At 66.4% G+C, this 12,248-nt stretch carries 13 protein-coding genes; 7 read left to right on the top strand and 6 right to left on the bottom strand.

Annotated elements, in window-relative coordinates:
• Positions 1-9: 9 nt before the first annotated feature.
• Positions 10-282, bottom strand: coding sequence for an AbrB/MazE/SpoVT family DNA-binding domain-containing protein (locus tag SJY20_RS10850; protein ID WP_380786913.1), 273 nt, complete (start codon positions 280-282; stop codon positions 10-12).
• Between the two features lie 86 nt (positions 283-368).
• Between SJY20_RS10850 and SJY20_RS10855 the strand changes: the two genes are divergently transcribed.
• Positions 369-1,274, top strand: a complete 906-nt coding sequence (locus tag SJY20_RS10855) for an NAD(P)/FAD-dependent oxidoreductase (protein ID WP_380788660.1) — start codon at positions 369-371, stop codon at positions 1,272-1,274.
• A gap of 106 nt (positions 1,275-1,380) precedes the next feature.
• On the opposite strand, the gene rimM is transcribed toward SJY20_RS10855, so the two are convergent.
• The 4 genes from rimM to ffh all read right to left on the bottom strand — a co-directional run bounded on the left by rimM (position 1,381) and on the right by ffh (position 4,185).
• Entirely contained in the window at positions 1,381-1,857 is a 477-nt protein-coding gene (rimM, locus tag SJY20_RS10860) for a ribosome maturation factor RimM (RefSeq protein ID WP_380786915.1), read from the bottom strand.
• A gap of 16 nt (positions 1,858-1,873) precedes the next feature.
• On the bottom strand, positions 1,874-2,026 hold the full coding sequence (locus SJY20_RS10865; protein ID WP_380786916.1) for a hypothetical protein: 153 nt from the start codon (positions 2,024-2,026) through the stop codon (positions 1,874-1,876).
• A 51-nt stretch (positions 2,027-2,077) separates the two neighbouring features.
• Positions 2,078-2,542 carry a 30S ribosomal protein S16 gene (rpsP, locus tag SJY20_RS10870; protein WP_380786917.1) on the bottom strand — a complete coding sequence of 155 codons (465 nt, stop codon included), beginning with the start codon at positions 2,540-2,542 and terminating at the stop codon, positions 2,078-2,080.
• Positions 2,543-2,658: 116 nt separating this feature from the next.
• Positions 2,659-4,185, bottom strand: coding sequence for a signal recognition particle protein (gene ffh / locus SJY20_RS10875; protein WP_380786919.1), 1,527 nt, complete (start codon positions 4,183-4,185; stop codon positions 2,659-2,661).
• Positions 4,186-4,503: 318 nt separating this feature from the next.
• On the opposite strand from ffh, the gene SJY20_RS10880 reads away from it, so the two are divergent.
• The 6 genes from SJY20_RS10880 to SJY20_RS10905 all read left to right on the top strand — a co-directional run bounded on the left by SJY20_RS10880 (position 4,504) and on the right by SJY20_RS10905 (position 10,043).
• Positions 4,504-6,120 (top strand): putative bifunctional diguanylate cyclase/phosphodiesterase, encoded by a 1,617-nt coding sequence (locus tag SJY20_RS10880; RefSeq protein ID WP_380786920.1) that lies wholly within the window; start codon positions 4,504-4,506, stop codon positions 6,118-6,120.
• A 48-nt stretch (positions 6,121-6,168) separates the two neighbouring features.
• Positions 6,169-7,422, top strand: coding sequence for a tRNA (N(6)-L-threonylcarbamoyladenosine(37)-C(2))-methylthiotransferase MtaB (gene mtaB, locus SJY20_RS10885; RefSeq protein ID WP_380786922.1), 1,254 nt, complete (start codon positions 6,169-6,171; stop codon positions 7,420-7,422).
• The gene (ftsY, locus tag SJY20_RS10890; protein WP_380786924.1) at positions 7,419-8,354 is read left to right on the top strand and encodes a signal recognition particle-docking protein FtsY; all 936 of its coding nucleotides are present in this window, start codon (positions 7,419-7,421) and stop codon (positions 8,352-8,354) included. Before mtaB ends, ftsY begins: the two co-directional genes overlap by 4 nt.
• Positions 8,351-9,043, top strand: a complete 693-nt coding sequence (locus SJY20_RS10895) for an inner membrane-spanning protein YciB (protein ID WP_380786926.1) — start codon at positions 8,351-8,353, stop codon at positions 9,041-9,043. Before ftsY ends, SJY20_RS10895 begins: the two co-directional genes overlap by 4 nt.
• A gap of 103 nt (positions 9,044-9,146) precedes the next feature.
• Positions 9,147-9,428, top strand: a complete 282-nt coding sequence (locus tag SJY20_RS10900; protein ID WP_380786928.1) for a hypothetical protein — start codon at positions 9,147-9,149, stop codon at positions 9,426-9,428.
• Positions 9,429-9,488: 60 nt separating this feature from the next.
• On the top strand, positions 9,489-10,043 hold the full coding sequence (locus tag SJY20_RS10905; protein WP_380786930.1) for a glycine zipper 2TM domain-containing protein: 555 nt from the start codon (positions 9,489-9,491) through the stop codon (positions 10,041-10,043).
• Between the two features lie 58 nt (positions 10,044-10,101).
• On the opposite strand, the gene SJY20_RS10910 is transcribed toward SJY20_RS10905, so the two are convergent.
• Positions 10,102-12,231, bottom strand: coding sequence for a prolyl oligopeptidase family protein (locus tag SJY20_RS10910; RefSeq protein WP_380786932.1), 2,130 nt, complete (start codon positions 12,229-12,231; stop codon positions 10,102-10,104).
• Between the last annotated feature and the right edge of the window lie 17 nt (positions 12,232-12,248).

Raw genomic sequence — 12,248 nt, forward strand, 5'->3', positions numbered from 1 at the left:
AACCGCGGCTCAATCACGGTTCAGCAACGCCCCGTCCCAATCGAGATCGCGCGGTTCCATGATCCGGTCTTCGTCGGTGAGCAGCTTCATATCGGGAATCGACCCGTAAATGCCCGTCAGGTCGATCTTCTTGCGCGCGACCGGCACGGGTTCGAACGCGAACTTTCCAGCCTCCTCGCGCAGCAACATCTCGTCGCCGTCGTTTAGGCCAAGTGCCTTCGGAAGTCGCAGCGCCACGGAATTGCCCGACTTGAAGACCTTCGCACGGTATTCCTTGGCCATCGCGCCCTCCGTATCTACACCGCGTATATACGCGGATTGCCGAGGCTCAACAAGGAACAACCGGCACCGGTGTGCGCTTGGCGGCGATGGACGATTGCATTATCATTGGCGCCGGGCCGGCCGGGCTTACCGCCGCGATCTATCTGGCGCGGTTCCACCTTTCGATCCGGTTGCTCGATTGTGGGAGCAGCCGCGCCGCGCTGATCCCGCTGACGCGCAACCATGCGGGCTATCCGGAGGGCATATCGGGGAAGGACCTGCTTGCCGATATGCTGGCGCAGGCGGAGAAATACGGTGCTGTGCGCGAGGCGGTGACGGTCGAGGCGATCGAGCCGCTCGACACGGGGTTCGCGGTGGTCGCCGATGGACGCCGGTTACTGGCACGCAGCGTGCTGCTCGCCACCGGGGTCGTCAACAACCGGCCTGCAGGGATGACGGATGATCTGCACGACGCGGCCCTGGCCAAAGGACTGTTGCGCTATTGCCCGATCTGCGACGCGTACGAGGTGACCGACAAGCGTGTTGCAGTGATCGGCACCGGCGACCATGGCATGCGCGAGGCGCTGTTCCTGCGCGGCTATACGCGGGACCTGACGCTGATCGCGCCCGAGGTCCACGATCTTGATCCGAGTTGCGCGGCGGCGCTGGACGATGCCGGGATTGCCCGCGTCGATGGGCCTTGCGGCGGTTTCGGGATCGAAGGCGGTCAGTTCGCGGTCGATACCGCGGCGGGGCGGCTGCGGTTCGACAGTGTCTATCCGGCGCTGGGATCGGTAATCCGGTCGAAGCTCGCCGTTGCGGCGGGGGCGCGGGCGTCGGAGGATGGGTGCCTGGAGGTAGACGATCACCAGCGGACGTCGATCCCGGGGCTGTTCGCGGCGGGTGACGTCGTGAAGGGGCTCGACCAGATCAGCCATGCGATGGGCGAAGCGGGGGTTGCGGCGACCACGATCCGGAACATGCTGGCAGAGCAGGCGCCGCTCAGGCGGTAGGCACTAACCCTCCGTCATCCCGGGCTTGACCTGGGATCCAGGGTTACGAAGCGCAACGCTCGGTACCCTGGGTCCTGACTTTCGTCAGGATGACGGGGTCCGCGGTTCAGACCTCGATGAAGTGAGTCGCCACAACCAGCCGTTCGGCGTTCCATTCCGGAACCGCCTCGGCGCGCATCGGGACCATGAAGCGCTTGCCGGGCTTGTCGTCTTCGCCGGGGCGTTCGATCTCGATCACGTCGCCGGCGCCGAAATCGTCGATCGCGACGACCCGGCCTACCGGATCACCATCGCTGGAGACGACGGCAAGGCCGAGGATGTCGGCGTGATAATATTCGCCCTCGTCGAGCAGTGGCAGCGACGCGCGCGGCACCGTCAGTTCGGTCCCGCGCAACGCCTCTGCGGCATTGCGATCGGCGACTTCGGCGAAGCGCGCGATGGTGCCGTTGCTGCCGACGCGCGCCGACTTCAACGTCAGCGTACCGCCGTTGAAGCTGATGTAATCGGCCAGGCTGTCGGCAAACACCTTCAGCCGCACCTCGCCGCCGACGCCGTGTGCACCGACGACGGCCGCCAGCGTCACCGACGACCGGTCCCGCTCAGCCTTTGGCGGAGCCGGCGCCGGGCTGGTCGTCGGCCCCTTCGGCGGGGTCCGGTGCGGAGACGCCTTTGTTGGACGCGTCTTCGACGTGTCCGTCGGTCTTTGCGGCGTCTGCGTCATCGGGTGCGGTTCTCGGATCTGGTGGGGTCATCATGCGCTCCTGAGTTGAACCCCAAGAACGCATGACGACCCGATCGGGTGCTTACGAAGAGGACGTTGCGTCCTCGACCTCGGCAGCGACGACCTGCTCGGTCTCTTCGTTGCTGCCGGAGGCAGGTGCCTCGTCGGCTGCAGGAGCAGCGCTGGCGGCAGCAGCGGCCTCGGCGGCAGCGGCTTCCTTGGTCGCACGCTCTTCGGCGCGCTCGGTGGCCTTCTCGCCGGGCTTGCCCTTGTTCGGGTTGTTGCGCGCCGAACGCTCGAGGATGCCGGCTGCATCGAGGAAGCGGGCGACACGGTCGGTCGGCTGCGCACCGACGCTCAGCCAATGCTTCGCACGCTCGGCGTCGAGCTGCACGCGCTGGTCGTTGTCCTTGGCGAGAAGCGGGTTGTAGTTGCCGATCTTCTCGATGAACTTGCCGTCGCGCGGGCTGCGAGCATCGGCGACGATGATCTTGTAATACGGACGCTTCTTGGAGCCACCGCGCGTGAGGCGAATGCTGATTGCCATGATATTTTCCTTCAGTTTCTAAATACGTAACCCAGCAAAGGCTGGGGTGCTGTGGTTGATGTCGTGCCCTTGCCGCGAGAGACGCCAGCCTTCGCTGGGGTGACGGACAAGGACGGTTATTTCTTCTTCAGAAAATCGTCGAACCCGGCGGGCATCTGCGGCATCTTGCCGCCGCCCAACCCCGGAAGGCCACCCGGAAGGCCGCCGCCTGCCTGGTTCATCATGTCGCCCATCTTCGGGCCACCGATCGCGTTGCCGATGCCGCCGAGACCACCGCCAAGGCCGCCCTTGCCGAGCATCGCCATCATGCCCTTCATGCCGCCCATCTTCTTGATCTTCTTCATGGCGCCGGCCATTTCCTGGTGCATCTTCAGCAGCTTGTTGACCTCCTGCACCGTCGTACCCGAGCCCTTGGCGATCCGGATCTTGCGCTTGGCGTTGATCAGCTCGGGCTTGTTGCGCTCCTTTAGAGTCATCGACCCGATCATCGCGTCCATGTGAACGAGGACCTTGTCGCCCCCTGCCCCGGCGACGGCGTTCTGCGCCTTCTTCATGCCGGGAATCATGCCGGCTAGCGCGCCGAGGCCGCCCATCCGCTGCATCTGCGCCAGCTGCGCGCGCAGGTCGTTCATGTCGAACTGACCCTTGGCCATCTTGGCGGCCATGCGCTCGGCGTCTTCGACCTGGATCGATTCCGCGGCACGCTCGACCAGGCTGACGACGTCGCCCATGCCGAGGATGCGCCCTGCGACGCGCTCCGGATGGAACGCCTCTAGCGCGTCGAGCTTCTCGCCGGTGCCGGCAAACTTGATCGGCTTGCCGGTAACCGCGCGCATCGACAGCGCCGCACCGCCGCGCGCATCGCCGTCCATGCGGGTCAGCACGATGCCGGTCAGCGGAACCTGGTCGCTGAAGTTCTGCGCGACGTTGACCGCGTCCTGCCCGGTCAGCGAATCGACTACCAGCAGGATCTCGGCCGGATTCGCGACCTCGGCGACGGCCTGCATCTCGGCCATCAGCGCGGCATCGACGTGCAGGCGGCCCGCGGTGTCGAGCATCAGTACGTCGAAGCCCTGCAGCTTGGCAGCCTGCAAAGCACGCCGGGCGATGTCGACCGGCTGCTGCCCCGCGACGATCGGCAAGGTCGCGACGTCGACCTGCGTGCCGAGCGTCGCCAGCTGCTCCTGCGCGTTCGGGCGATTGACGTCGAGCGACGCCATCAGCACCTTTTTCCGGTCGCGACCCATCTGGCCGGCGCTCAGCCGCTTGGCGATCTTGGCGGTCGTCGTCGTCTTGCCCGAGCCCTGAAGCCCGACCATCATGATCACCGCAGGCGGGGTAACGCCGAGTTCGAGTTCGGACGTCGCCGCGCCCTCGCCGCCGCCGAGCATCTCGACCAGCGCATCGTTGACGATCTTGACGACCTGCTGGCCCGGCGTGATCGAACGCAGCACGTTCTGGCCGACCGCGGTTTCGGTGATCTTGTCGACGAACGCGCGCGCGACCGGCAGCGCAACGTCGGCTTCGAGCAGCGCGACGCGCACTTCGCGCATCGCAGCGCGGACGTCCGCCTCGGTCAGCGCGCCACGGCCACGCAGGCGGTCGAAGACGCCGCCAAGCCGGTCGCTCAAGCTCTCGAACATAGCCAAAACCCTCTTCGTGTCACCAAACGCAAAAGCGCCGGCGGGCGAAACCTCGCCGGCCAGCGTGCATCCTTGGATGCTCGTCCAATGCGCTCCGTAACGGAACTGGAGCGTCGCCTAGGGGAAAACCCGCACGACTGCAAGTCGGCTTGCCTACCCCCGACTGCAAGCCGGCTCGCCTCTCGCCTCACCGCGTCTATCCCGCGGTTCGTCGAGCTGGCGACGAAACCGGATCGAATTCTTTACGGCCCTTAACGCCTCCTACACATCCGCCATGCGAAGCCTGTCGGCATCAGCGGTTTCAAGGGCGACGTAACGATGACAGGACCGCCGGCGTTGTTCCGGCCCGCCAAGCTGGACAGTGAGTTCCTGACCGGTGCGGTGACGGGCGCAGCGGTGCTGCTGTTCGTCGGCACCGGCGGCGCGGTCGCGTGGCAGGTGCTGCGGACGATCGGCGAAGGCGGTGCGGTCGACCGAACGCTGCTGATCGCGATGCTGCTGAACGTCGCGCTGATCCTGCTCGGCTGGTTCCGCTACCGTGCTATGACGCTGGCGCTGACCGTGCTTACCGATGCGGGCGAACAGGCCCGGCACCTGGCGCGCCATGATTCACTCACCGGTTTCCTCAACCGCCGCACCTTTGCCGACGAAGCGGCCGACTTGCTCGCGACGAGCCAGCGTCGCGGCAAGCCGATGGCGCTGCTCGCGATCGACATGGACCAGTTCAAGCAGGTCAACGACATGCACGGCCACGCGATCGGCGACGCCCTGCTGGCGCTGATCGCCGAGACGATCCGCCATGCGGTACCATCGAGCACGCTGGTCGCGCGGCTCGGTGCGGACGAATTCGCCTGCGCGTTCGCATTCGACGCGCAGCACCGCGACGCCGTCGATCACGTTGCCGAACGCCTGATCTCAGACCTGTCGCTGCCGTTCCGTCCGTGCGGCGTCGAGATCCACGCCAGCGCCTCGATCGGCATCGCTCACTCGGACACCGACTGCACCACGATCGACGCGCTGCTGCGTACCGCCGATATCGCACTCCATGCCGCCAAGACGGCGGGCCGCAACCGCCACGCCTGGTTCGACCGCGCGATGGAACGGTCGATCCAGGCGCGGGCCGAACTCGAGACCGGGCTGCGCACTGCGATCCCGCAGGGCCAGATCGTACCGTTCTTCGAACAGCAGGTCGATCTGGCCAGCGGCCGCATTACCGGGTTCGAGGTGCTGGCACGCTGGGAACACCCGACCCGCGGCCTGGTTTCACCCGACGTCTTCATCCCGGTCGCCGAGGATACCGGGATGATCGGCGAACTGTCGCTGTCGGTGATGCGACAGGCGTTCAGCGCGGCGCGCGACTGGGATCCGGGCCTCACGCTGGCGGTCAACATCTCGCCGGTCCAGCTGCGCGACGCCTGGCTGGCGCAAAAAATCATCAAGACGCTGGTCGAGACCGGCTTCCCCGCCAGCCGGCTGGAGATCGAGATCACCGAGAGCGCGCTGTTCGAGAATCTCGCGCTCGCGCAGTCGATCGTCGGCAGCCTCAAGAACCAGGGTATCGCGCTGGCGCTCGACGATTTCGGGACCGGCTATTCCAGCCTGGCGCATCTGCGCGCGCTGCCGTTCGATCGGATCAAGATCGACAAGAGCTTCGTCGCGTCGATCCTCGACAACGCGGAGAGCGCGGCGATCGTCAACACCATCGTCCGGCTCGGCGACAGCCTGAACCTGCCGATCACCGCCGAGGGGATCGAGGACGACGCGGTCGAGCAACGGCTGTGCGCGATCGGTTGCGCCAAGGGTCAGGGCTATCTCTATGGCCGACCGCTTGGTGCGGCGCAGGTTCGGCGGCTGCTGGCGGAAAAGCGTCTGCTGGCGCAGCATCCGGTCGGATCCGGTTCGGACGAACCGCCGGTCATCCGGCTGGCGCGCTAAGCGCGGCCGCAATGGACATCCCCCCGCGCCGTCCCTAGATCGCTCGCCATGTCGTCCGCCCCCGCGCCGGCGGTGATCAGCCTGGGTTGCCGCCTCAACATCGCCGAAAGCGAGACCATCCGCACGCTCGTCGCCGGGCGGGATATGGTGGTGGTCAACAGCTGTGCGGTCACCAACGCTGCGGTCAAGGCGACCCGCGTCGCGATCCGCCGCGCCAGGCGCGACCGGCCCGATGCGCAGATCGTCGTTACCGGATGCGCGGCGCAGATCGATCCCGCCAGCTTCGCCGCGATGCCCGAGGTCGACCGGGTGATCGGCAATGCTGACAAGCTGACCCCCGCCGCATGGAGCACCGCCGCCCCGGTCGTGGTCAGCGACATCATGCAGGTCCGCGAGACCGCACCGCACCTTGCCGCCAGTTTCTCCGCGCATGCCCGCGCGTTCGTCGAGGTGCAGAACGGCTGCGACCATCGTTGCACGTTCTGCGCGATCCCGTTCGGGCGGGGGCCGAGCCGATCCGTTCCCGCAGGCGCGGTGGTCGATCGGATTGCCGGGCTGGTCGATGCCGGTCACCGCGAGATCGTCCTGACCGGGGTCGACCTGACCAGCTATGGTCCCGACCTGCCGGGCAGTCCGACGCTTGGGCAGCTGGTCGAACGCATCCTGGCGCGTGTCCCGCGGCTCGAACGGCTGCGACTGTCGTCACTCGACGGAATCGAGATCGACGACCGGCTGTTCGATTTGCTGACCGGCGAGCCGCGGATCATGCCGCACGTTCACCTCTCCCTGCAGGCCGGCGACGACATGATCCTCAAGCGGATGAAGCGCCGCCATAGCCGCGCCGACAGCGTCGCGCTGGTCTCTCGCCTGAAAACCGCGCGGCCCGATCTCGCAATCGGTGCCGACCTGATCGCCGGCTTCCCGACCGAGACCGAGGCAATGGCGGCGAATACCCGCGCGCTGATCGCAGACTGCGCGATCGTCCACGCGCATATCTTTCCCTATTCGCCGCGCGCCGGCACCCCGGCCGCGCGGATGCCGCAGGTCGAGCCCGAGGTCCGCCGCCAGCGCGCCGCACTCCTGCGCGACACCGCCGCCGACGCGCGCCAGACTTGGCTGCAGAGCCTGGTCGGTACGGCGCAACGCGTGCTGATCGAAAGTCCGGGCGACCGCGGCCATGCACCGAACTTCGCCGACATCCGCCTTCCGCTCGGACCAGGCGAACGGCAGACCGTCGGCGATGTCGTCACGGTCACCGTAACTGCCGCCAACGCCACCCATCTGACAGGCACGCCCCTATGAGCACGACCCCCACCTGGCACGACAAGCTTCTCGGAGGCTTCAAGCGCACCTCCGACCGTCTGGTCGGCAACCTGGCCGGCCTCGGCGGCGCGCGGCTCGACGATGCAACGCTCGACGATATCGAGGAAGCGCTGATCGCGTCGGACCTCGGCCCCGAGACCGCTGGCCGGATCCGTACCCGGCTCGCCGAGGGCTCGTTCGAGCGCAACATGGAGGAGCTCGGCATCCGCGTCATCGTCGCGGAAGAGGTCGAGAAGGTCCTCGCGCGCGTCGCCGTCCCGCTCGAAGTCACCGCCTTCCCCCGCCCACAGGTGATCCTGGTGATCGGCGTCAACGGCTCCGGCAAGACCACCACGATCGCAAAGCTCGCGCATCTGCTGATGGAGCAGGATTATGGCGTGATGCTTGCCGCGGGCGACACGTTCCGCGCCGCCGCGATCGGGCAGTTGCGCACTTGGGCCGAGCGCGTCGGTGTGCCGATCGTGACCGGACCCGAAGGCGGCGATGCTGCCGGCGTGGTCTGGGACGCGGTCAAGAAGGCGACCGAGACCGGCATCGACGTGCTGATCGTCGACACCGCGGGGCGGCTGCAGAACAAACGCGAGTTGATGGACGAACTGGCGAAGATCCGCCGCGTGCTCGGCCGCATCAACCCCGCCAGCCCGCACGACATCGTCCTGGTCCTCGACGCGACCACCGGCCAGAACGCGCTGCAGCAGATCGAGGTGTTCAAGGAAGTCGCGGGCGTCACCGGGCTGGTGATGACCAAGCTCGACGGTACCGCACGCGGCGGCGTGCTGGTCGCTGCGGCGGAGAAATACGGCCTGCCGATCCACGCCATCGGAATCGGCGAAGGCATGACCGACCTGCGCCCGTTCGACGCGAACGAGGTCAGCCGGATCATCGCCGGCGTCGAGGGAATTCGAAAGTGACCAAAGCCCCCTCTCCCGGCCTGCGCATGGCGATCGACTATGGACCGCTGCTGGTCTTCTTCGCGATCACGTTCCTGGCCCCCGCGGAGCCGATGCGCGCGCTCGTGTCGATCTTCACGCGAACGCTAGAGGACAGGACGCGGGTCGAGGCCTTGCTGATCGCCCGCGTCATCGTCGCGAGCGCAGCGTTCATCGTCGCGACGATCCTCGCCATCGCGGTGTCGAAGATCAAGCTGGGCAGCGTATCCCCGATGCTCTGGATATCGGGGATCCTGGTCATCGTGTTCGGCGGGTTGACGATCTATTTCGCCGACGCGCGCTTCATCAAGATGAAGCCGACCTTCGTCTACACCATTTTCGCTGGCCTGCTGGTGTTCGGCCTGCTGACCAAGCGCCCGATCCTCGAACAGTTGCTGGGCGCCGCATATCCCGGGCTCAGCGCGGAAGGCTGGGCGAAGCTCACGCGGAACTGGGCCTTCTTCTTCATTGCGATGGCGATCGCCAACGAAGTCGTCTGGCGGTGGAGCGACGCGGCGTTGAACCCCGACACCGCGTTTCGCGTCTGGACGCTCTACAAGTTTCCGGGATGCATCATCATCACCTTGGTCTTCGCGTTCGCCAACGTCCCGATGATGCTGAAGCACGGCCTGCAGACCGGCGACACGGTCGAGCTCCCGCCCGAGGGCTGACGCCGAAGATGTACGGAAGCCGACAACATCGTTCAGGAACGATGTCGGATCACAACCGTATCACCGGCAACAGCCCCGATCGTCGGGACCGAAAGGAACGCCCATGAAGTTCACTCATCTGATCGCCGCCGGCCTGGCCTTCGCCACGCTCAGCATCGGCGCCACCGCCCCCGCAGAGGCGCAGCGTTACGACCGTGGCTACAGCCAGGATCACCGCGGCAACGACCGTCGCGACTATCGCAACGATCGCCGTGACGACCGCCGCGATCATCGCGACGACCGCCGCTACCGGGGTCGCGGCAACAATGGCCATCATTATGGGCAGTACAAGCAGCGCTGCCGCACCGAATGGCGCAACCATCGCCGTATTCAGATCTGCCGCTGACTTGAGGCGGGGGCGATGGCATGATGCCGCCACCCCCATTTCGCTGTGAAAGGACGAACGATGCGCCTGCCCGTCACCCTCTCCCTGATCGCCGCGACCTGCCTTGCCGCCGCCGCGCCCGCGATCGCCCAAAGCACCGCGGACGACGCTCGCTTTGCACAGGCGCAGAGCCGTTTCGATCGCGAATACCAGCTCTACCGGCAGGAAGCCGATCGCTACCGGTCCGCACGCGGCGGATATCAGGGATCGAGCAACCAAGGACCGAGCGGCCCGTACCGCCAGGCGCCCGATGCGCGCTACGACAACCAGAGCTATGCCGATGAGCGCGACGAGGGGAATTACGACCCCGCGCGCGAGTATCGCAGCGGTCCGAACTACCGCGAGCGCGTGCTGGGCAACGACGACCGCGTCTATGCCGGCCAGGACGGCAAATATTACTGCAAGCGCGGCGACGGAACGACCGGGCTGATCGTCGGCGCGGCCGGTGGCGGCATCCTCGGCAACGTCATCGACGGCGGCCGCTCGCGCACCGTCGGCACCCTTCTAGGCGCCGCGGTCGGCGGACTTGCCGGCCGGGCGGTAGACCAGAACAACAGCCAGGTCCGCTGCCGCTGATCCACCCCCCTCCGTCATCCTGACGAACGTCGGGATGACGGAGGTTTGTCGGGCAGCACTACTGCGCCGGCCCCATCAGTTTCTGCGCGAAATACGTCATCTGCAACGCCTGCAACCGCGCGCCCTGCGCGATGTCCGCATCGCCCGAATGGCCGCCGGCTGTGTCCTCGTAGAACAGATACGGCAGGCCGTATTCCTTCAGCCGCGCCGCGAATTTACGCGCATGTTGCGGCCCGACCCGGTCGTCCTTGGTCGTCGTCCAGATGTACGGCTCGGGATACGCGACGCCCTTCTTGATGTTCTGGTACGGCGAGATCGTCTCGAGGAACGCCTTTTCCGCAGGCACCGACACCGATCCATATTCGTCAACCCACGACGCGCCTGCGGCTATCCCCTCGTAACGGATCATGTCGAGCAGCGGCACCTGGATCGTCACCGCCTTCCACAAATCGGGATGCTGGTTGAACTCGACGCCCATCAGCAGCCCGCCGTTCGACCCGCCATAGATGCCGAGCTTGGCGGGGCTGGTCAGCTTCCGCGCGAACAGGTCCTTCGCGACGCTGGCGAAATCGTCGTAGATAACCTGCCGCTTGGTTTTCCGCCCTGCATCGTGCCACGCCGGCCCGAACTCGCCGCCGCCGCGGATATTGGCGAGCACATAGCTGCCGCCACGCTCCAGCCACAGCTTGCCGGTCGATCCCGAATAGGTCGGGGTCATCGACACCTCAAACCCGCCATAGGCAGTCATGATCGTCGGTGTCGTCCCGTCGAGCGCGATGCCCTTCTTGTGGACCACGAAATACGGGATCTTGGTACCGTCGGTGGACGTCGCCTCGAACTGCTCGACGACGTCGGCGGATGCATCGAACTTCGCCGGCAGCGTCTTGATGGATTTCGGCGCGCCGCCTGCCGCATCCAGCGTCCACAGCGAGGTCGGCGTCAGGAACCCGGTGACGGTCAGATACGCGTGATCGCTGCGATCGCTGCTGCTCGCCACGTCGATCGAGGCATTGTCGGGAAACGCCAGCGGCGCCGACGTCCACCCCGTCACGCCGTGTGAAAACACCATCGCGCGGCCGCGGACATTGTCGGTGATCACCGCGATGAGCTTCGACTTCGTCCCCGCGACGCCGTCGACCGCCTGCCGTGCGTTCGGCGCGAAGATCACCGTCGGCGTCATCGTTCCGCGCTCGACATCGGCGATCGGCACCGATGCGATGGCGCCGGCCGGCACCTTGCCCCAGGGTTCGCTGGTGGAAAAGATCACCTGGCCGTCGATCAGCGCGACCGGGAAGGTCCGTTGCGGTAGCGCCAGCGGCTTGATCCCGGTCGGCGTCCAAAGCAGCTTGTCCGCCCCGAAGAACGTCGACCGCCGCTGGATCACGACCAGCCGGTTGCCCTTGTCGTCGGTCAGCACGTCCGCAGCGGTGCTGCCCTGATCGGTCGCGGCGCCGCGGTACACTTCGGTCGCGGCGGTCAGCGGCTGACCGCGCTTCAGCTGCTTCATCACGAACGCATAGCTGGACGCGGTGGTGGTCCCCGGACCCCAGTCGCGCGCGACCAACAGCGTGTCCTTGTCGACCCAGGTCGCGCTTTGCTTCGACTTCGGCAGCAGGAAGCCGTTCGCGACGAACTGTCCGGTCGACAGGTCAAATTCGCGGTACGTCACCGCATCCTCGCCGCCCTCCGACAGCGCGACCAGGCACAGCCGCTCCTCAGGCTGAAGGCAGGTTGCGCCCTTCCACACCCATTGCTTGCCCTCGGCCTTGCCGAGCGCATCGAGGTCGAGCGCGACCGTCCATTTCGGCGAAGCGGCGGCATAGTCCGCCTCGCTGGTCCAGCGCCACAGGCCATGCGGATGCTCCGCGTCGCGCCAGAAATTGTAGATCCGGCCGAACCGCTGGTCTGGCATCGGGATCCGGTCCTTGGCCGATGCGATCGCCAGCGCTTCGGCATGGAAGGTCGCGTAGCGCGGATCGTTCTGCAGCCGTGGTAGCGTCTTGGCGTTCTCGGCCTCGACCCAGGCGAGCGGCTTCGCACCGTCCTTGTCCTCGAGCCAGATATAGGGATCGTCCTTGGTCATCGGCGCGGTGGTGGTGGGGAGGATCGTGGGCATCGCCCGCGTCTGCGCGAACGCGCTGGTGCTCGCAAGCAGCGTTACCATCGCCGAAACCAACATTATGCGCATATACGAACCCCTTACCA

This window comes from Sphingomonas sp. R86521 (assembly GCF_042466235.1).
GTDB lineage: Bacteria > Pseudomonadota > Alphaproteobacteria > Sphingomonadales > Sphingomonadaceae > Sphingomonas.

Bases quoted from the DNA above. Each gene is read 5' to 3' on its own strand.
- SJY20_RS10865 (WP_380786916.1), bottom strand. From the start codon at position 2,026: ATGACCCCACCAGATCCGAGAACCGCACCCGATGACGCAGACGCCGCA.
- SJY20_RS10910 (WP_380786932.1), bottom strand. From the start codon at position 12,231: ATGCGCATAATGTTGGTTTCGGCGATGGTAACGCTGCTTGCGAGCACC.
- ftsY (WP_380786924.1), top strand. From the start codon at position 7,419: ATGAGCACGACCCCCACCTGGCACGACAAGCTTCTCGGAGGCTTCAAG.
- mtaB (WP_380786922.1), top strand. From the start codon at position 6,169: ATGTCGTCCGCCCCCGCGCCGGCGGTGATCAGCCTGGGTTGCCGCCTC.
- SJY20_RS10900 (WP_380786928.1), top strand. From the start codon at position 9,147: ATGAAGTTCACTCATCTGATCGCCGCCGGCCTGGCCTTCGCCACGCTC.
- SJY20_RS10905 (WP_380786930.1), top strand. From the start codon at position 9,489: ATGCGCCTGCCCGTCACCCTCTCCCTGATCGCCGCGACCTGCCTTGCC.
- ffh (WP_380786919.1), bottom strand. From the start codon at position 4,185: ATGTTCGAGAGCTTGAGCGACCGGCTTGGCGGCGTCTTCGACCGCCTG.
- SJY20_RS10855 (WP_380788660.1), top strand. From the start codon at position 369: ATGGACGATTGCATTATCATTGGCGCCGGGCCGGCCGGGCTTACCGCC.
- rpsP (WP_380786917.1), bottom strand. From the start codon at position 2,542: ATGGCAATCAGCATTCGCCTCACGCGCGGTGGCTCCAAGAAGCGTCCG.
- SJY20_RS10850 (WP_380786913.1), bottom strand. From the start codon at position 282: ATGGCCAAGGAATACCGTGCGAAGGTCTTCAAGTCGGGCAATTCCGTG.
- SJY20_RS10880 (WP_380786920.1), top strand. From the start codon at position 4,504: ATGACAGGACCGCCGGCGTTGTTCCGGCCCGCCAAGCTGGACAGTGAG.